The sequence below is a fragment of the Achromobacter anxifer genome (genome assembly GCF_903652925.1).
GTDB classification, from domain to species: domain Bacteria; phylum Pseudomonadota; class Gammaproteobacteria; order Burkholderiales; family Burkholderiaceae_B; genus Achromobacter; species Achromobacter anxifer.
Map to the genome: position 1 here is coordinate 586202 of NZ_CAHLAR010000004.1, position 17423 is coordinate 603624.

Below are 17423 nucleotides of genomic sequence, written 5' to 3' on the forward strand. Positions count from 1 at the left end.
CATGCCGATCCGACTGATACTGCGCCGCCTGCTCCAGGCCGTGCCATTGCTGCTGGGCGTGGTGGTGCTGAACTTCGCGCTCATCCAATCCGTGCCCGGCACCTTCCTGGACGTGATGACGGCCGAACAGCAGGTCACCGATCCGGCGCTCATCGAGCGCCTGCGCGTGACCTACGGCATGGACCAGCCGCCCGCAGTCCAACTGCTGAAGTACATAGGCTCGGTGGCGCGCGGCGACCTGGGCTATTCGTACCGGCATAACCTGCCGGTGCTGGACGTGATCCTGGCGCACCTGCCGGCGACGCTGCTGCTGATGAGCGCCAGCCTGGCCATCGCGGTGCTGGTGGGCATGGCGGCCGGCATCGTCTCCGCCGTCAAGGTCAACACCTGGTGGGACAGCGCCGTGTCGGTATTCGTGGTGCTGTGCTTCGCCGCGCCCAGCTTCTGGCTGGGCATCATGCTGATCGTGCTGTTCTCGGTGAAGCTGGGCTGGTTCCCGGTGGGCGGCATGGTCACCATCGGGCTGGCCGGCGGCGCCTGGCGCCAGGCGCTGGACGTGCTGCACCACCTGGCCTTGCCGGCGCTGGCGCTGGGGCTGTTCTATTCCGCCGCCTACGCCCGAGTCATGCGCGCGTCGATGCTGGAGGTCAGCCGCATGGACTTCGTGCGCACCGCCTACGCCAAGGGCCTGACGCGCAGCGCCGTGGTGCTGCGTCACGTGCTGCGCAACGCCTTCCTGCCCATCGTCACGCTGCTGGGCCTGCAACTGGGCGCGGTGCTGGGCGGCAGCATCGTGGTCGAGGCCGTGTTCAGCTGGCCCGGCATCGGCGCGGTGCTGTTCGACAGCGTCATGAGCCGCCACTATCCCGTCGTCCTGGGCATCCTGGTGCTCAGCTCCTTCGTGGTGATCCTCGCCAATATCGCCGTCGACCTGATCTACACGCGGCTGGACCCGCGCATCAAGGCTGCCTGACATGTCCGCATCCCCTGCTCTTGCTTCCTCACTTCCCGCGGCGCCTACCCGCCGCCGCGACTCATTTGCCGCCCGCTTTTCCCGCAACCGCGGCGCGGTCGCCGGCGCCGCGTTGCTGGCGCTAGTGGTCTTGTTGGCTGCCGGCGCGGGCTGGCTGTACCCCGCCGACCCGCTGCGCATCGTCGGCGCCCCGGAGATCTGGCCGTTCGAGTCCTGGCGCCATCCGCTGGGCACCGACTCCATGGGCCGCGACATCGCCGCCATGATCGCCCACGGCGCACGCGCCACGCTGCTGATCGGCCTGGTGGCCGCGGCCACCGCCACGCTGATCGGCGTAAGCGTGGGCGCGGCCGCCGCCTGGGCCGGCGGCTGGATCGACGAAGGCCTGATGCGCGTGGCCGAACTGTTCCAGATCATTCCCAACGTGGTGTTCGTGCTGACCGTGGTGTCCATCCTGGGGCCGCGCATCGAGCACATCACGCTGGCCGTGGGACTGGTGTCCTGGCCGCCCATCGCGCGCCTGACCCGCGCCGAGTTCCTGTCCTTCAAGGAACGCGAGTTCGTGCAGGCCTGCCGCGCGCTGGGCATGAGTCCGCTGCGCATCGTCGCCGCCGAAATCCTGCCCAATGCGCTGCCGCCCGTCATTGTTATGTCCTCGCTGGTGGTGGCCGGCGCCATCCTCTACGAATCGGTCGTGTCCTTCCTGGGCCTGGGCGATCCCAACATCGCCAGCTGGGGCCGGCTGGTCGGCGAAGGCCGCAGCCTGATCCGCTCCTCCTGGTACATCTGCGCCGTGCCCGGCGTGGCCATCATGCTTGCCGTGCTGTCGCTGAATCTGGTCGGCGACGGCCTGAACGACGCGCTCAATCCCAAGCTGCAAAAGCGCTGAGCCGCACACTCCTCGGAAATCCCCATGACGCATTCCCTGCTCAACCTGGGCCACCTGGCCGATCCGGCGCAACCCGCCGATCTGCCCGCCATCATCGACCTGCGCCTGCCCGGCGCGCCCCTGCACTACACCCACGAACAGGTCCGCCTGCTGGCCGGCGGCGTCGCCGCCTGGCTGTCCGCGCGCGGCCTGCCGCCCGGGTCGCGCGTCGCCATCGCCGCGCTCAACCGGGCCGAGTACCTGATCGCCTACTTCGGCATCATGCGGGCCGGCTACGTGGCCGTGCCCATCAACATCAAGCAATCGCAGGAGAACACCGACTACGTGCTGCGCGATGCCGGCATCGCGCTGGCCCTGGTGGACGGCCCGCGCCGGGCGGCCTTCGAGGCCAAGGTGCCGGTGCTGGACTTCGACGATACCGGCCCGCAAGGCTTTGCGGCGCAGATCGCGCCCACCGATTTCGGCTACGTCACGCCGCAGGCCGACGACATCGCGCAGATGCTGTACACGTCAGGCTCAACCGGCAAGCCCAAGGGCGTGCCGCTGACGCACCGGGGCCAGCTATGGGCGCTGGCCGCCACCTCCGCCGCCGTCGTCTCCCGCGCCGGCACGCAGGAACGCTATCTGCTGGCCCAGCCGCTGTTCCACATGAACGGCCTGTTCATGGCCAAGCGCGCCTTCGCCAGCAACAGCCTGCTGGTGATCCAGCCGTCGTTCGACGTCGCCGCCTATGCCGACGCGCTGGAGCGCTACCGCATCTCCGTCCTGACCGCCGTGCCGACCATGTTCGCCCGCCTGGTGAAGGACCCTGTGCTGCTGCAAGGACGCGACCTGTCCGCGCTGACCCGCGTCATGCTGGGCTCCGCGCCCATGACCGTGGCGCTGCTGGAACGCATCCAGCGCGCCTTGCCCGGCGTGCGCGTGACGCATGGCTACGGCACCACCGAGGCCGGTCCCGCCGTGTTCGGTCCGCATCCGGACGGCCTGCCCACGCCCGCGCTGGCGCTGGGCTACCCGCTGGATCCCGCGCAGGTGCGCCTGGTGGATGGTCCCGGCCCCGACCAGGGCGTGCTGCTGATGAAGAATCCCGCCGTGCTGGCGGGCTATCACAACCTGCCCGAGAAGAGCGCTCAGGCGCTGCGCGACGGCTGGTACTACAGCGGCGACGTGTTGAGGCGCGACGCCGACGGCTTCTATTACTTCGTGGGCCGCGCCGACGACATGTTCGTCTGCTCCGGCGAGAACATCTATCCCGTCGAAGTCGAGAAGCTGCTGGAATCCCATCCCGACGTGCGGCAGAGCTGCGTGGTGCCGCTGGCCGACGAGGAGCGCGGCCATATTCCCGTCGCCTTCGTCGTGCGGCGCGCAGGCAGCCAGTTGCACGCCGACGCGCTCAAGCGCCATGCGCTCGAGCACGGTCCGGCCTACCAGCACCCGCGGCGCATCCGTTTCGTGGACGAACTGCCCTGGGCCGGCACCAACAAGATCGACCGCAACGCGCTGCTGCTTGCCGCGCGCGAACTGGAAGCGCAGCATGCGTGGACCCAACCCGAAACGGAAACAGCATGAGCGCCACTGAATCCCCCGACAGCCTGGCCGGCAAGACCGCCCTGGTCACCGGCGCCAGCCGCGGCATCGGCCGCGCCATCGCGCTAACCCTGGGCCGGCGCGGCGCGCGCGTCGCCGTGCACTACAACGCCGCCAGCGATGCCGCCGACGAAGTCATCAGCCAGATCGAGGCCGCAGGCGGCGAGGCCTGGGCCTTGCAAGCCGACCTGTCGCAAGCCAACGCTGCGGCGGCCTTGGCGAGCGATCTGCGCGCCTCGCTCAAGGAACGCTACGCCGACGACGGCCTGGACATCCTGGTCAACAACGCCGGCGTGGGCCTGCGCGCGCGCCTGCCGGAGGTCACGCCCGAAGCCTTCGACCGCGTGCTGCAAGTCAACCTGAAGACGCCCTTCTTCCTGATCCAGCAGACCCTGCCCTTCCTGCGCGACCACGGCCGCATCGTCAACATCTCGTCCATGGGCACGCGCGCCGCCTATCCCGAAATGAGCGTCTACGCGCCCGCCAAGGCCGGGCTGGAAGCGTTGACCCTGCTGCTGGCCGGCGAGCTGGGCGAACGCGGCATCACCATCAACGCCGTGCTGCCCGGCGCCACGGCCACAGACCTCAACGCCCGGGCGCGCGATCCGGAACAGAGCAAGGTCATCGCGAAGACCATTGCGCTGGGACGCGTGGGGCAGCCCGAGGACATCGCGGACATCGTCGCGTTCCTCGCGTCTCACGAGGGGCGCTGGATTACCGGACAGAGCATTGACGCAACCGGAGGGCAGCGCCTGTAGGGCTTGATCCCGCCCAAGCAATGTCGGAGCGTGCGGCCGCCCTTGCGATGCTGGCCGCGAGCGGAAGAATGCCCCCTAGGAGTGTCATGAAGATGTAGCGACCCAAAAATATAGTGTCGATTCCGATTGAATCCCAAAGAGGACTTCCTGTTATGAAATCGACACTCCGCATCGCGGCGGCTGGCGCCTGCCTGTCCGTCTCCGCACTCTCCCCCGCCCTCGCGGCGACGCCCGCCACCAGTTCGGTCCAGCTCTATGGCCTGATCGACACCGGCCTGCAATACGTCAACAACGGCCCCGGCGGCAACAGCAAGACCGGCATGAGCACCGGCAACCTCAGCGGCTCGCGCTGGGGCTTGCGCGGCAGCGAGGACCTGGGCGATGGCCTGTCCACCGTGTTCGTGCTGGAAAACGGCTTCGACTCCGACAACGGCACCACCATGCAGGGCGGCCGCCTGTTCGGCCGCCAGGCCTATGTGGGCCTGTCCAGCAAGAGCCTGGGCCGCCTGACGCTGGGCCGCCACAACACGCTCATGATCGACTGGATGAGCAAGTACAACCCGTTCGACAACGCCAACTTCTCGATCAAGCGTCCCGACGCGGCGTTCTCCGACCGCACCGACAACGCGGTGATGTACGTCGGCAAGTTCGGCCCCGTGTCCGTGGGCGGCTACTACAGCTTCGGCTGGAACAACGAGCAGTCGTTCGACGACAAGACGTTGGGGCGCATGATCGGCGGCGGCGTGCGTTACCAGTCGGGTGGCTTGGACGCTGGCCTGCTCTACCACTCCAAGCATGCCGACAAGCCGGCCAAGGGCGCCACCAGCGACAATCGCGAAGACCGCATCGTCGCGGGCTTGTCGTATGACTTCGAGGGCGTCAAGGTCTACGCCGGCTACCGCTGGCTCGAGCAGAAGCTGACGCAACGCAACTACAAGAACAACCTGACCTGGCTGGGCGTGACCTACCTGCCGGTGCAGAACAACCGCCTGTCGTTCGCCGTGTACCACCTGAACGACTCGGTCTGCGACGACATGAACAACGCCGTCTGCCCCGCCGCGCAAGCCGCGGGCACCGGCCAGAAGTCCACCATGTTCGTCCTGGGCAACGAGTACGACCTGTCCAAGCGCACCACCGTCTATGCCGTCGCGGCCTACGCGGTCAACGACGACAAGTCGGCGCAGAGCGTGATCGGCGGCAAGTACGGCGCCAACGTCGAGCCGGGCAAGAACCAGTTCGGCCTGAACGTCGGCCTGCGGCACCGGTTTTGAACGCGCTTGAATCCTCCGCGGGCGGCACGGCGATCGCCGTGCGCGGCCTGCGCCACGCCTTCAATGGCCACACCGTACTGGATGGCGTGGACCTGGACGTGCCCGCGGGCACCGTCCTGGCGCTGCTGGGTCCGTCCGGCTGCGGCAAGAGCACGCTGCTCAAGTCGCTGGCCGGACTGCTGCGGCCGCAGGCTGGCAGCATCGCCTTCGGCGATGCCGTCGTCTGCGACGCCCGGCGCCACGAGCCGCCGGAACAGCGCAGCCTGGGCATGGTGTTCCAGGACTACGCGCTGTGGCCGCACATGAGCGTGGCAGGCAACGTCGCCTTTCCGCTGGAAATGCGCGGCGTCGCGCGGCGCGAACGTCCGCAGCGCGTGCAGGAGGCCCTGGCGCTGGTCGGCCTGGGCGAGCATGCCGCGCGCCGCCCGTCGGAGTTGTCCGGCGGCCAGCAGCAGCGCGTCGCGCTGGCCCGCGCCATCGTGGCGCGGCCCCGCGTGCTGCTGTTCGACGAACCCTTGTCCAACCTGGACCGGGCCTTGCGCGAATCGCTCTGCGTCGAGATCGGCGCGCTGCTGCGCCGGCTCGGCACCACCGCCGTCTACGTCACCCACGACCACGAGGAAGCCCATGCCCTGGCGCACACCATCGCCCGCATGGAGCACGGCCGCATCGCCGGCCTCGTGATGTCCAAACATCAGGACTCTGCCTAAAATGTCCAACGCACCCATTTCAAAACTACTTGCCACGTTCCTCATGACGCTTTCGTTCGGATTGGCCTCGGGCCAGGCCAAGGCGCTGACTGTCTACACCGCGGGCCCCGGCGGCCTGATCAAGCAACTGGCCGCGGGATTCCAGGAAAAGACCGGCATCAAGGTCGACGTCTTCCAGGCCACCACCGGCAAGGTCCTGGCCCGGCTCGAAGCCGAAGCCGCCAACCCGCGCGCCGACGTGCTGATCTCCGCCTCGTGGGACACCGCCCAGGACCTGGACCAGCGCGGCTGGCTGCTGGCCTATGACAGCCCCAACGCGGCCCAGGTGCCGGCCCGCTTCAAGACCCCGACCTACGTGGCGCAGGGCATCTCGGCGCTGGGCATTGTCTGGAACACGAACAGCGGCACGCCCGAACCGCGCGACTGGTCCGACCTGACCGGCCCGCAGTTCAAGCAGAAGGTCACCACGCCCGACCCGGCCCTGTCGGGCGCATCGCTGGACCTGCTGCTGGGACTGCAGGGAGCCCAGGGCGAGGCCGCCTGGAAGCTGTTCGAGACGTTGCGCGACAACGGCATGACGATTTCCGGCCCCAACGCCCAGGCGCTGACGCCGGTGCTGCAAGGCGCCAAGGCGGCGGTGTTCGGCGCGGTCGACTACGTGTCCTACGCCAGCGTCGAAAAAGGCGAATCGATCAAGGTCATCTTCCCCGCCAGCGGCACCGCCATCGCGCCGCGCCCGATGATGATCCTGAAGACCAGCAAGGCGCCGGACCAGGCCCGCCAGTTCATCGACTACGTGCTGTCCGAGGACGGCCAGCGCGCCGTCGCCGACGCCTGGCTGATGCCCGCGCGCCAGGACGTGGCCGGCAAGCGGCCGCTGTTCAAGGACCTGGCGCTGCTACCCGAGACCGCGCCCGGCGCCTCGCGCGCCGAGGTGCTGGCGCGGTTCGCGCGCCTGTTCGGCCAACACTGACAGGCCAGGATGCCGGCGCGCCCGGCATCCTTTCCCCAACCATGAAAAGCGTATTCATCCTGGCGGCCATCGCCTTGGCCGCGCTGGCCGTGCTCGTCGCACTACCAGTGGCCTTCGTCGTCCTGCAGGCCGTTTTCCCGCACCTGGCCGAAGGCTCGCTGCGCAATCCCTTCGGGGCCTGGTCTTCCACCCTGGCCACGCCGGCCGCGCTGACCTTGATCGGCGGCACGCTCAAGCTCGGCCTGGGCGTGGCGGCCGTCAGCGCGCTGATCGGCATTCCGCTGGGCGCGCTGCGCGGCCTGTTCCAGGTGCCGCTTGCGCGGCTGTGGGACCTGCTGTTCCTGGTGCCATTCCTGTTGCCGCCCTATATCGCGGCGCTGTCCTGGACCATGGCCTTGCAGCCGCGCGGCTACCTGGAGCAGCTGGCCGGCTTCCACCTCGGCCCGCTGCTGTTCTCGCCCGCCGGCGTAACCTTGGCGATGGGGCTGGCGATCTTTCCCGTGGTGTACTTCGCCGTCTCGCGCAGCATGGCCGCCACGGGCGCGCGGCTGGCCGACGTGGCGCGCGTGTTCGGCGCTGGCCCCTGGCGCGCATTCCTGCGCGTGACGCTGCCGCTCGCGTTGCCCGCCATCGCGGCCAGCCTGCTGCTGGCCTTCACCTTGGCGATCGAGGAATACGGCGTGCCGGCGGCGCTGGGATCGCAGGCCGGCGTCAACGTCATGACCACCGCCATCGAGCGGCGCCTGGCGGACTGGCCCATCGACCTGCCCGGCGCGGCGCTGCTGTCGCTCGTACTCGTGGCGCTGGCGCTGACCGCCTACGCGGTGCAACGCGCGCTGATCGCCGGCCGCGGCTTCGAGACCACCACAGGCAAGCCCGCGCCGCTGGCGCGCGGCCGGCTCGGCCCCTGGCGCTGGCCGGTGCTGGGCCTGTTCGCGGCAGTCGCGCTGGTCGCCGTCGCCGCGCCGCTGTCGTCGATGCTGGCGGCGGCGCTGACGCGCCACGTGTCGGCCGGCTTGTCGCTGGGCAACCTGACCCTGGACAACTTCGCCGCCCTGTTCCAAACCCGCGGCGAAGCCTGGGAGGCGCTATCGACCAGCCTGATGCTGGCCACCGGCACCGCGCTGGCGGCGGGCACGGTCGGCCTGCTGGCAGCCTGGTGCGTGGCCGGCCGCCACGTGCCGGGCGCGGCCGCCATCGACGCGCTGGCGCTGCTGCCTGCGGCCCTGCCTGGGGTGGTGGTCGGCGTCGGGCTGATCCTGGCGTGGAACCAGCCGTTCTGGCCCGCCACGCCCTACGGCACCTGGGGCATCCTGCTGCTGTCGTACACCTGCCTGCTGCTGCCTTACCCGGTGCGCTACGTCGGCGCCGCGCTGGCCCAGATCGGCGCCAATCTCGAAGCGGCGGCGCGGGTGCACGGCGCCAGCGCGGCGGTGGCCTTGCGCCGCATCGTGCTGCCGCTGGTTCTGCCGGGCCTGGCGGCATCCATGCTGATGGTGTTCGCCGTGGCCTCGCGCGAACTGGTCACCTCGTTGCTGCTGGCGCCGGCCGGCGTGCAGACGGTGTCGGTATTCGTATGGCGGCAGTTCGAGCAGGGCTCGGTGGGTGAAGGCATGGCCATGGCCTCCGTGGCGGTCAGCGTCAGCCTGACGCTGATGCTGGCGATCACCGCGGCCCGACGCGGCGCCTGAACCTCTTGTCGCCGGCGTTCGCGCCGCCTGTGCCGAAGCCTGCGTCCGCGACAAGTCCAGCAAGCAGGCCATGCTTGCGCATTGAAGGCCGCCTGCGTCGAATCATGCGGGCGGCCTGTTCAATATGTCCTCATACTGAAGCAGGTCCTCCTGCGAAAAGCAGCAGAAGATCACCTCTTGAATCGACGAATCCCCGGCCAGGCTTGCACGCACCGTCTCGATTGCCACCTCCGCCGCCAATGCCATGGGATAGCCGTAGATGCCCGTGCTAATGCTCGGAAACGCAATCGACCCGGCAGCGCTCTCTTCCGCCAGCTCGATGCAGCGGCGATAGCAACTGGCCAGCAATTCCGGCTCCCCGTTCTCTCCGCCGCGCCATACCGGCCCCACCGTGTGAATGATGTACCGGGCCGAAAGCCGATAGGCCTTGGTCACCTTCGCATCGCCCGTCTTGCAGCCGCCCAGCAGCCTGCACTCGTGCACCAGGTCCGGGCCCGCCGCGCGATGAATGGCGCCATCGACTCCGCCGCCCCCCAGCAATGAGGAATTCGCCGCATTGACGATGGCGTCCACATGCAGCTTGGTAATGTCTGAACGGATGGCACGCAGGCTGGTGGGCATGCTTTGCTCCCTGTTAAGGTAAACGTCGTTGGCGCGGCCAGGACCAAGCTGGTCCGCGTACGATCGAAATTGTAGTTCCGCCCTTTTTCCTCGACTTCCATGAGCATCTACCGCCGAAACGACGTGTTTCCCGAATGGGAGCCGGTCCCCTGGGACATGACAGGCGCGGCCGCCGACGCGCAGGAACTGGGGTTTCACGAACGCGCCATGAAGCCGGTGCTTTGGACGCGCGCCCCGTGGCAGGACTTCCCTGAGTCGGGTATTTTTGGGCGCGACCGCGACTGGTTCGTCTCGAATGACATTGCCTACTACGCCACCATCGACGGCGAAGACCTGATCCTGATCCAGAATACCTGGCATGGTTTTCCGGATCCGCCGGAATGGGGGCTGGCGTCCCGGCCCGAGGGGCAGGCGGCCGCTTCATGGTCGCACTGGGGACATTTTCCGAATCTGCCCGTGGCGTGGAAGATGCCAGGGGCAGCATAGGCCTCCTGTCATCTCTGCGGCCTCGCTAAGCAACAGCCAGAACCAGAGGCTCGCGCCTGTACGAAAAGTACATATTCTGCGCAGGAATCTACCGTGCGACGCGGATCAGCCGCAGCGCCATCGCTTGCGAAATCAACGCGCAAAGTATCGCCCCGCCATACACAAGACTGTAGGGCTGAGTCTGGACAGTCAGGCTGACGATGTAGAAGAAGACCGCGAAGCCCAGAAGACCCGCGCACAAGCCTCGCATCACCAGCCTGGCGGCATGGGCGCCCTCGGCGTGATGGGCGAACCCGCCCAGCACCGCGGCCATGAAGGGAAAGGATGCAATGACGCCGGCAGGCCCGGGGCCGATATGGCCCGCCGCCGACGTGACGCCGACCACCAAGGCCGCCATGATCACGATGCGCGCAGGAAGATCCCACCAGGGCGCACGCGCCGGCCTGATTGCGGCAGGGCCAGGTGGAATCAGCCTCAAGGACAGCAGCGCCGCCAGGACCGCAATCAGGAACAGGATGGACTGATTGAATCCGCTGTATTGCAGACATGCCGAGACGGCAAGAAAGGCAACTCCGGCGCTGGACATTGCCGCCATCCAACCCCTGCCGGCGAGCGCCGAATAAGCGAGGGCAAACGCCACCTGGCCCGTGGTCGCGGCGAGCGAGCCCGAGGTCGCATTGAACGCAAAATCGGGCCCCCGCTCCAACGCCAGAAAGATGGAAACAGGCCCCGAGGTCAGCGGCAGCCCGACCAGCAGTCCGCCCACGGCGGCGCCCCAACGCCGCACGGCAAGGGTCGCCATCAACAGCAGCAGCGGCGACAGGACCAGTTTGAGCAGCAGCAGATTCATGGGAGTCGACAGGAAAGCTAGAACCGGTTGAGATTCAGCCGCGCCGCCAGCTGATCGACGAAGGCCCGCACCTTGGCAGGCGGAAGCCTGTTCTCTTGCCATAGCACGTGTATGGGCACCGGCCTGGGCTCGAAATCTTCGAGTATGAGCTCGACCTGCCCCGCATCCAGCAGGTGTCTGATCTGCCACAGCGGCGAATAGCCGATGCCGAGTCCGGCGCTGACGGCGGAATAGATCGCCGTCATGGTATTGGTCCGGAACGGTCCCTGGACCCCGACCGTGCGCCGCTTTCCGTCTATCTGAAACGCCCACTGCCCCGGCCGCTGATCGGCGGTCCTGACGATGCAGGCGTGCTGGCGCAATTCCGCAGGATGCGCCGGACGGCCATGCTGCCGGAAATAGGACGGCGCGCCAAAGACGACCCGGCGCAATGCGCCCAATCGCCGCCCTTGCAAACCGGAATCCGGCAGGTCGGCGATGCGCACGACGAGATCCAGGCCTTCGGCGGATAGGTCGACGAAGGAGTCCGTCAGTTGCAGCTCGACTTCGACCTGCGGATAGGCGCGCATGTATTCCGCGATGATCGGAACCAGGAAGTCCGGGCCGAACAGTATCGGTGCGCCGATGCGCAATATGCCCGACGGCGCGGCCCGGCGCTCGGCGACCTCCAGCCTGGCCTCGCCGATTTCCGCTATCGCCGGCTTGACCCTCCGGAAGAATGCCTCGCCGGCTTCGCTGAGCGCCAGATGCCGCGTGCTGCGGTGGACCAGCTGCACGCCGACGTCCTCTTCCAGTGCAGCAAGCGAACGGCTGACGGCTTGCAGCGAGCGGCTGAGGCGGCGCGCTGCCTGGGTCAGGCTGCCCGCTTCGGCGATGTGGATGAAGGCTTCAAGGTCTTCCAGGCGGCTCATTTTTTATATCGAAATTCGTGATTAAGATTCACCATCCATGAGTATTGTTCCACCAATCGGGAGAAAATACACTGCCTTCATCGATACGCCCACATGAAGGAGCACCCCTTGGATAACACTCCCCCGATCGTTCTGGTCGTCGGTGCCACCGGCAAATTCGCAAGCCTGGTGATCCCTGAATTACAGCGGCGCAAGGTCGCGGTCCGGGCGCTCGTACGCGACGAAGCGCGCGCCGCCCTGGCCCGCGCGCAGGGCGCGATGGAGACCATCACCGGGGATCTTCGCGACCCCGACAGCCTGGCGGCGGCCACGCAAGGCGTGGACGGCGTCTTTCATATCGGCCCCGCGTTCGCGTCCGACGAAGCGGCAATGGGCGTGGCCCTGGTCGAAGCCGCGCAGCGTAGCGGCGTGCGGAAGTTCGTCTTTTCGTCGGTGATCCAGCCCACCAACACGCGCCTGGCCAATCACGCCAGCAAGATTCCGGTGGAGGACGCGCTGTACTCGTCGCGGCTGGAATACACGATCCTGCATCCCGCGAACTTCATGCAGAACATAGGCCTGGCCTGGTCCTCGATCCGCGACCATCGCAGCTTTGGCGAACCCTTCCCCGAAGACACGAGAATCGCTCGCGTGGATTATCGGGATGTCGCGGAGACCGCGGCAATCGCCTTGACCGGAGACAGGCTCGCCTACGCGACCCTGGAGTTGTGCGCCGGCATGTACAGCCGCAGGGATATCGTGACGGCCTTGTCCGATGAACTGGGGCATCCCGTCGCCGCATTGACGCCCGATTTCAGCGCATGGGCGGAAAGCGCGGGCCTGCCATATGACGAACAGCAGTTGCGGCTGCTGTCGAAAGTCCACGCGCACTATCGAGCCTATGGCCTCGGAGGAAACAGCCTTGCGCTGCGGGCCGCGCTCGGAAGGGAGCCGAGTTCACTGCGCGCATACATCCAGGACCTGGTCGCCGCGAACAAAACCCGGCGCGCCCGCAAGGAGCATTGAGATGACGAAGAACCCGCCCAGATCCGCCTTGAAGAAGATCCCGCAGCGCTATGCCCCTATCCTGATGCCGCTGATCCTGTCCATTTTCATGTCGGCCATCGTTTCAGCGGTGGCGACTGCCGCCAGGGTTGGCCTGGGTCCCGATTTCATCATGCACTGGCCGGGGGGCTGGGGCGCTTCCTGGATCGTCGCCTTTCCAAGCCTGCTGCTCCTGCTGCCCGTAGTGCGCCGGATCGTCGCCTGGATGGTCGTCCAGCCATAGCAGCGGCTGAACGATGCGAGGGCCGCGCGCTGGATGCTCGCGCCCTAGACCGCGGGCCCCTTCAGTTCGATCTGATTGCCGTCGGGATCGAAGCAATAGATCGAAGGCCCCTCGCCTTCCGCGCCGTATCGCATCACGGCCTTGTCTGCCGTGACGCCGAAAGCCCGCAGATGATCGAGGATGGCCGTTTCGTCGAACGGATCGACCCGCAGGCAAAAGTGATCGACATTGCGCCGCTCTTTTTCCGGCGCGGCGCCGCCCGCGGCGCCCAAGGGGCCTTGCACGTCGATCAGATCGATCATGGATACGCCGGCGCCCAGATGGATCATGGCGAGCTTGTCGTTCTTCTTCTTGATGGAACAGCCCAGTACCTTCGTATAGAACTCCACGCTGCGCGCCATGTCCTGAACCCTGAGGACCACATGGTCCAGGCGCTTGATCTGAAATACGGCCATGCTGATTCTCCTGGGTTGAACACGCCTTCATCCGGCAGCTTTCATCGGCCGCCGGACTTCCTGGCCTGGGGATGTATGGTTTCACCGCGCGTGAGCATGCCGATGAACTCCTCGATCTTGCGCGCACGCGTGGCGGGTTTCTTGGCGTTGTGTATCCGGAACAGGATGGCGTAGCGGTTGCTGCCATTCAGTGTCGCAAAGAACGTCCGGGCCTCGGGATTGGTATCGAGCGCGGCCTGCAGGTCGTCCGGCACGACCGAGTTGCCGGGAGATGCATAGGCGGCGGCCCAGCGGCCGTCCTGTTTGGCTCTTTCTATTTCCCGCATGCCCGCAGGCAGCATTCTGCCCGCGGCGATCAGCGCTTCGGCCCGCTCCGTGTTGAGCCTGGACCAGATGCTCTTTGCGGATCGCCGGGTGAAACGCTGCAACCAATACGCTTCGCTCTCGGCCTGCTTCTGGCCATCTATCCAGCCATGGCAGAGCGCGCTTTCCACCGCCTGCGCGTAAGTCACGGTCGACTGCGCCGCCCCTTTCTTGGCCAGGCGCATCCATATCCCGGCCGACGTGCCGCCGTTCTCGGTCAACCAGATCTCCCACTCGTTCTGGTCCAGGAAAATCAGGCGAGGCTCGGTCATGGATCGATTCCTGAGGTTGCATGCGGGCGGCAGAGCTTTTGATACGCCGAAACTTCGTAGCTTAGCGCCAAGCTCGCGCTCCATCCCACGGATAACCATCGAACGTTTCCTTCACCAGTTCCCGCAACCAGATGATGGCGGGATCCTGATGAAAGCGCGGATGCCAATGCTGGCGCAGCGCGAAGGACGGCAGCGGCAGCGGCGGTTCCAGCACCTTGACCACGCCGTAGCCGCCGAACACATTGCCCAGTTCCTGCGGCACCGTGGCGATCAGGTCCGGATGCTGATCCAGCAGCAGCGGCACCACCAGGAAGTGCGGCGTGGACAGGAAGATGTTGCGCTTGACGCCCTGCTCCTCCAGCGCGCTGTCATAGGCTTCCGACGACCTGCCCGCCAAGGTGACCACGATGTGCGGCATGCGCTGGAATTGCTCCAGCGTCATCTCGTCGCCGACTTCCTTGTTCTTCACGCTGACCAGCGTCACGAAGCGGTGCATGAACAGCTGCTGCTGGAACAAGCCCTGTGGCGCGGCGCGCAGCGAGCCCAGCGCCAGGTCCACCTCGCCCGACGCCAGCAGCGGCTCGACCTGCGGCAGCGGCACCTGGCGGGTGCGCAGCGTGCAGTGCGGCGCCAGTTCGCGCAGGCGCTTGATCAGCGGCGGCAGGAACACCAGCTCGCCCATGTCCGTCATGCACAGCGTGAACACGCGCATGGCCGAGGCCGGATCGAATTGCGCCTGCGACAGCACCTGCCCGCGTATGGTCGCCATCAGCGCCAGGATGGTGGGCGCCAGGCTCTCGGACTTGGGCGTGGGTTGCATGCCCTGCCCGGTCTTCACGAACAGCGGATCGTCGAAAAAGCTGCGCAGGCGGTTCACGGCGTGGCTCATGGCGCTTTGCGACAGGCCCAGCTGTTCGCCGGCGCGGGTCACGCTGCGTTCGCGCATCAGGCTGTCGAATACGGCCAGCAGGTTCAGGTCCAGTTTCTCGTTATGCATATCGTGCATTTTCAGAATCAGCCACATGACATTGACGCATATTCCGCCGCTCTCTATCTTCTTGTCAAACGCCGCGCAGACCGGCGTTTCCACAAGGAGACAACATCTTGAAACCCCTTCTACACCCCGTGCGCGCGGTGCTGGTTTCGTGCGCCCTGCTGTCCTGTAGCGCCGCCTCGGCCGATGTCGGCGTAGGCGTCATCCTGTCCCTCACCGGCCCCGCCGCCTCGCTGGGCGGCCCGGCCAAGAACGCCATCGATCTGCTGCCGCGCGAAGTCGCGGGCGAGCCCATCCGCTACATCGTGCTGGACGACGCATCGGACGCCACTGGCGCCGCGCGCGCCTTCCGCCGGCTGGTCGACGAGCACAATGTGGACGTGGTGCTGGGCACCTCGGTCACGCCCGCGACCCTGACCCTGCTGCCCATCGCCCAGGAAAAGAAGGTGCCCTTGATGAGCCTGGCGGCCGGCGCCAAGCTGGTCGAGCCCATGGACGCGCAGCGCCACTGGGTGTTCAAGGTGGTGCAGAACGAAAACCTGATGGTGGCCAGCACCGTCGCCCACATGCAGGCCGCCGGCGTGAAGACGTTGGGCTTCGTCGGCTTCGCGGACGCCTATGGCGACAGCTGGCTGGCGGAAGTCTCCGCCCAGGCCGAGCGCGCCGGCATCAAGCTGGTTGCCACCGAGCGCTACGTCAAGACCGACACCAGCGTCACGGCGCAGACGCTGAAGCTGCTGGCCGCCAAGCCCGACGCCGTCATCGTGGCGGCCTCCGGCACGCCCGGCGCGCTGCCGCAGAAATCCCTGCGCGAACGCGGCTATGCCGGCCGCATCTACCAGACCTACGGCATCGCCAACCGCGAGTTCCTGCGCATCGCCGGCAAGGACGCCGAGGGCGCGCTGTTCGCCGTGGGCCCGGTGGTGGTCGCCAGCCAGCTGGACGAAGCCAACCCGATACGCGCGGTCGCCATGGACCTGACGCAGCGTTACGAAGCCGCCCACGGCAAGGATTCCATGTCGGTATTCGCGGCCAACGCCTGGGATGCCGGCATCGTGCTGCAACAGGCCCTGAAGGCAACGCTGCCCGCGGCCAAGCCGGGCACGCCGGAATTCCGCGCGGGCCTGCGCGACGCGCTGGAAGCGACCCGCGACGCGGTGACCTCGCAGGGCGTATCCACCATGTCGTCCGCCGACCACGTGGGCTATGACGAGCGCGCCGCTGTCATGGTGCAGATCAAGGACGGCGCCTGGCGCTACGTCAAGTAAACCAAGGAGCAAGCCATGTTCATCAAAAACACCTGGTACGTCGCCGCCTGGGACCAGGAAGTCAGCGCCGACGGCCTGTTCTCGCGCACCATCATCGGCGTGCCGGTGCTGATGTACCGCGACAGCGGCGGCCGGCTGGTGGCGCTGGAGGACCGCTGCTGCCACCGCGGCGCGCCCCTGTCGGTGGGGCGGCGCGAAGGCGACTGCGTGCGCTGCATGTACCACGGCCTGAAGTTCGATCCCGGCGGCGCCTGTGTCGAGGCGCCGGCGCAGGCGCGCATTCCGCCGCAGGCCCGGGTCCGCACCTTCCCGGTGGTGGAGCGGCACCGCTGGATCTGGATCTGGATGGGCGATCCCGAGCGCGCCGATCCCGCCCTGATCCCAGACACGCAATGGCTGGACCATCCCGACTGGCGCAGCCAGGACGGCTACATCCACTACGACGTCAACTACCTGCTGATCGCCGACAACCTGCTGGACTTCTCGCACCTGCCCTTCGTCCACCCGACCACGCTGGGCGGCAGCGAGGACTACGCCACGGTATCGCCCAAGGTCGACCGGCTGCCCGACGGCGTGCGCATCACGCGCTGGACGCTGAACACCGAGGCGCCCGCCTTCGCGCAAAAGGTCCGCGAGTGGCCCGGCCTGGTGGACCGCTGGAACATCTACAACTTCACGCTGCCCGGCATCCTGCTGATGGACTCGGGCATGGCGCCGGCCGGCAACGGCGCGCAGGAAGGCAATCGGGAAGGCGCCATCGAGTTCCGCGGCTGCCAGGCGCTGACGCCGGAGACCGCCACGTCGACGCACTACTTCTTCGCCCATCCGCACAACTTCTCCATCGACCGGCCCGAGGTCACCGCGTCCATCCACCAGAGCGTGGTCGAAGCCTTCGACGAGGACCGCGACATCATCACAGCGCAGCAGCGCTCGCTGTCCCTGGCGCCGGATTTCAAGATGGTGCCGCTGTCCATCGACGCCGCGCTGTCGCAGTTCCGCTGGGTCGTGGCGCGCCGCGTCGACGAAGAGCAGCAGGCCGCGTCCGCGGCAACCGGCGCGCGCGCGGCGCAGGCGGCGGCCTGAC

At 67.3% G+C, this 17423-nt stretch carries 19 protein-coding genes; 13 read left to right on the forward strand and 6 right to left on the reverse strand.

Annotated features, from left to right (window positions below; genetic code table 11):
• The first annotated feature begins 1 nt into the window (after nucleotide 1).
• The 8 genes from HWY37_RS15760 (at nucleotide 2) to HWY37_RS15795 (ending at nucleotide 8852) form a co-directional block, all read left to right on the forward strand.
• Entirely contained in the window at nucleotides 2–973 is a 972-nt protein-coding gene (locus HWY37_RS15760; RefSeq protein ID WP_176089025.1) for an ABC transporter permease, read from the forward strand.
• Between the two features lies 1 nt (nucleotide 974).
• Nucleotides 975–1862: an ABC transporter permease gene (locus tag HWY37_RS15765; RefSeq protein WP_175208136.1), complete on the forward strand. Its 888-nt coding sequence runs from the start codon at nucleotides 975–977 to the stop codon at nucleotides 1860–1862.
• A gap of 24 nt (nucleotides 1863–1886) precedes the next feature.
• Nucleotides 1887–3431: a class I adenylate-forming enzyme family protein gene (locus HWY37_RS15770; RefSeq protein WP_176089026.1), complete on the forward strand. Its 1545-nt coding sequence runs from the start codon at nucleotides 1887–1889 to the stop codon at nucleotides 3429–3431.
• The gene (locus HWY37_RS15775; RefSeq protein ID WP_176089027.1) at nucleotides 3428–4207 is read left to right on the forward strand and encodes an SDR family oxidoreductase; all 780 of its coding nucleotides are present in this window, start codon (nucleotides 3428–3430) and stop codon (nucleotides 4205–4207) included. Before HWY37_RS15770 ends, HWY37_RS15775 begins: the two co-directional genes overlap by 4 nt.
• 152 nt (nucleotides 4208–4359) lie before the next feature.
• The gene (locus HWY37_RS15780; RefSeq protein ID WP_176089028.1) at nucleotides 4360–5478 is read left to right on the forward strand and encodes a porin; all 1119 of its coding nucleotides are present in this window, start codon (nucleotides 4360–4362) and stop codon (nucleotides 5476–5478) included.
• Complete coding sequence (locus tag HWY37_RS15785; protein WP_175208132.1) at nucleotides 5475–6188, forward strand: ABC transporter ATP-binding protein; 714 nt, start codon at nucleotides 5475–5477, stop codon at nucleotides 6186–6188. The genes HWY37_RS15780 and HWY37_RS15785 overlap by 4 nt, the downstream gene beginning before the upstream one ends.
• Before the next feature lies 1 nt (nucleotide 6189).
• Nucleotides 6190–7161, forward strand: a complete 972-nt coding sequence (locus HWY37_RS15790) for an ABC transporter substrate-binding protein (protein WP_176089029.1) — start codon at nucleotides 6190–6192, stop codon at nucleotides 7159–7161.
• A 41-nt stretch (nucleotides 7162–7202) separates the two neighbouring features.
• Nucleotides 7203–8852 (forward strand): ABC transporter permease, encoded by a 1650-nt coding sequence (locus tag HWY37_RS15795; protein WP_175208130.1) that lies wholly within the window; start codon nucleotides 7203–7205, stop codon nucleotides 8850–8852.
• Between the two features lie 102 nt (nucleotides 8853–8954).
• Here the strand turns inward: HWY37_RS15795 and HWY37_RS15800 are convergent, their stop codons facing one another.
• Complete coding sequence (locus HWY37_RS15800; RefSeq protein ID WP_176089030.1) at nucleotides 8955–9473, reverse strand: O-acetyl-ADP-ribose deacetylase; 519 nt, start codon at nucleotides 9471–9473, stop codon at nucleotides 8955–8957.
• Nucleotides 9474–9572: 99 nt separating this feature from the next.
• On the opposite strand from HWY37_RS15800, the gene HWY37_RS15805 reads away from it, so the two are divergent.
• Nucleotides 9573–9959: a hypothetical protein gene (locus HWY37_RS15805; RefSeq protein ID WP_175208128.1), complete on the forward strand. Its 387-nt coding sequence runs from the start codon at nucleotides 9573–9575 to the stop codon at nucleotides 9957–9959.
• Nucleotides 9960–10047: 88 nt separating this feature from the next.
• On the opposite strand, the gene HWY37_RS15810 is transcribed toward HWY37_RS15805, so the two are convergent.
• Together HWY37_RS15810 and HWY37_RS15815 are read right to left on the reverse strand one after the other, a co-directional pair.
• The gene (locus HWY37_RS15810; protein WP_176089031.1) at nucleotides 10048–10809 is read right to left on the reverse strand and encodes a hypothetical protein; all 762 of its coding nucleotides are present in this window, start codon (nucleotides 10807–10809) and stop codon (nucleotides 10048–10050) included.
• A 17-nt stretch (nucleotides 10810–10826) separates the two neighbouring features.
• Nucleotides 10827–11720, reverse strand: a complete 894-nt coding sequence (locus HWY37_RS15815) for a LysR family transcriptional regulator (protein WP_176089032.1) — start codon at nucleotides 11718–11720, stop codon at nucleotides 10827–10829.
• A gap of 108 nt (nucleotides 11721–11828) precedes the next feature.
• Between HWY37_RS15815 and HWY37_RS15820 the strand changes: the two genes are divergently transcribed.
• A complete protein-coding gene (locus HWY37_RS15820) occupies nucleotides 11829–12725 on the forward strand; it encodes an NmrA/HSCARG family protein (protein ID WP_246302318.1) in 897 nt (298 codons plus the stop codon).
• A gap of 1 nt (nucleotide 12726) precedes the next feature.
• Nucleotides 12727–12987, forward strand: coding sequence for a DUF2798 domain-containing protein (locus tag HWY37_RS15825; protein WP_176089034.1), 261 nt, complete (start codon nucleotides 12727–12729; stop codon nucleotides 12985–12987).
• 44 nt (nucleotides 12988–13031) lie between these two features.
• Here HWY37_RS15825 and HWY37_RS15830 read toward each other — a convergent pair whose 3' ends face one another.
• The 3 genes from HWY37_RS15830 to HWY37_RS15840 all read right to left on the reverse strand — a co-directional run bounded on the left by HWY37_RS15830 (nucleotide 13032) and on the right by HWY37_RS15840 (nucleotide 15074).
• Nucleotides 13032–13442, reverse strand: coding sequence for a VOC family protein (locus HWY37_RS15830; protein ID WP_176089035.1), 411 nt, complete (start codon nucleotides 13440–13442; stop codon nucleotides 13032–13034).
• Nucleotides 13443–13483: 41 nt separating this feature from the next.
• Complete coding sequence (locus HWY37_RS15835; protein WP_176089036.1) at nucleotides 13484–14077, reverse strand: YdeI/OmpD-associated family protein; 594 nt, start codon at nucleotides 14075–14077, stop codon at nucleotides 13484–13486.
• 61 nt (nucleotides 14078–14138) lie between these two features.
• A complete protein-coding gene (locus HWY37_RS15840; RefSeq protein ID WP_175208124.1) occupies nucleotides 14139–15074 on the reverse strand; it encodes a LysR family transcriptional regulator in 936 nt (311 codons plus the stop codon).
• A gap of 107 nt (nucleotides 15075–15181) precedes the next feature.
• Here HWY37_RS15840 and HWY37_RS15845 point away from each other — a divergent pair, with 107 nt between their 5' ends.
• Both HWY37_RS15845 and HWY37_RS15850 read left to right on the forward strand, forming a co-directional pair.
• Nucleotides 15182–16339, forward strand: coding sequence for an ABC transporter substrate-binding protein (locus HWY37_RS15845; protein ID WP_246302319.1), 1158 nt, complete (start codon nucleotides 15182–15184; stop codon nucleotides 16337–16339).
• A 15-nt stretch (nucleotides 16340–16354) separates the two neighbouring features.
• Nucleotides 16355–17422: an aromatic ring-hydroxylating dioxygenase subunit alpha gene (locus HWY37_RS15850; RefSeq protein WP_176089038.1), complete on the forward strand. Its 1068-nt coding sequence runs from the start codon at nucleotides 16355–16357 to the stop codon at nucleotides 17420–17422.
• Nucleotide 17423 lies beyond the last annotated feature (1 nt).

What these genes read in the sequence shown, in the direction of transcription:
- HWY37_RS15830 (WP_176089035.1), bottom strand. Translation starts at nt 13,442, where the DNA reads ATGGCCGTATTTCAGATCAAGCGCCTGGACCATGTGGTCCTCAGGGTT.
- HWY37_RS15780 (WP_176089028.1), top strand. Translation starts at nt 4,360, where the DNA reads ATGAAATCGACACTCCGCATCGCGGCGGCTGGCGCCTGCCTGTCCGTC.
- HWY37_RS15805 (WP_175208128.1), top strand. Translation starts at nt 9,573, where the DNA reads ATGAGCATCTACCGCCGAAACGACGTGTTTCCCGAATGGGAGCCGGTC.
- HWY37_RS15765 (WP_175208136.1), top strand. Translation starts at nt 975, where the DNA reads ATGTCCGCATCCCCTGCTCTTGCTTCCTCACTTCCCGCGGCGCCTACC.
- HWY37_RS15790 (WP_176089029.1), top strand. Translation starts at nt 6,190, where the DNA reads ATGTCCAACGCACCCATTTCAAAACTACTTGCCACGTTCCTCATGACG.
- HWY37_RS15840 (WP_175208124.1), bottom strand. Translation starts at nt 15,074, where the DNA reads ATGCATAACGAGAAACTGGACCTGAACCTGCTGGCCGTATTCGACAGC.
- HWY37_RS15815 (WP_176089032.1), bottom strand. Translation starts at nt 11,720, where the DNA reads ATGAGCCGCCTGGAAGACCTTGAAGCCTTCATCCACATCGCCGAAGCG.
- HWY37_RS15775 (WP_176089027.1), top strand. Translation starts at nt 3,428, where the DNA reads ATGAGCGCCACTGAATCCCCCGACAGCCTGGCCGGCAAGACCGCCCTG.
- HWY37_RS15795 (WP_175208130.1), top strand. Translation starts at nt 7,203, where the DNA reads ATGAAAAGCGTATTCATCCTGGCGGCCATCGCCTTGGCCGCGCTGGCC.
- HWY37_RS15770 (WP_176089026.1), top strand. Translation starts at nt 1,887, where the DNA reads ATGACGCATTCCCTGCTCAACCTGGGCCACCTGGCCGATCCGGCGCAA.
- HWY37_RS15835 (WP_176089036.1), bottom strand. Translation starts at nt 14,077, where the DNA reads ATGACCGAGCCTCGCCTGATTTTCCTGGACCAGAACGAGTGGGAGATC.
- HWY37_RS15800 (WP_176089030.1), bottom strand. Translation starts at nt 9,473, where the DNA reads ATGCCCACCAGCCTGCGTGCCATCCGTTCAGACATTACCAAGCTGCAT.
- HWY37_RS15850 (WP_176089038.1), top strand. Translation starts at nt 16,355, where the DNA reads ATGTTCATCAAAAACACCTGGTACGTCGCCGCCTGGGACCAGGAAGTC.
- HWY37_RS15760 (WP_176089025.1), top strand. Translation starts at nt 2, where the DNA reads ATGCCGATCCGACTGATACTGCGCCGCCTGCTCCAGGCCGTGCCATTG.
- HWY37_RS15810 (WP_176089031.1), bottom strand. Translation starts at nt 10,809, where the DNA reads ATGAATCTGCTGCTGCTCAAACTGGTCCTGTCGCCGCTGCTGCTGTTG.
- HWY37_RS15825 (WP_176089034.1), top strand. Translation starts at nt 12,727, where the DNA reads ATGACGAAGAACCCGCCCAGATCCGCCTTGAAGAAGATCCCGCAGCGC.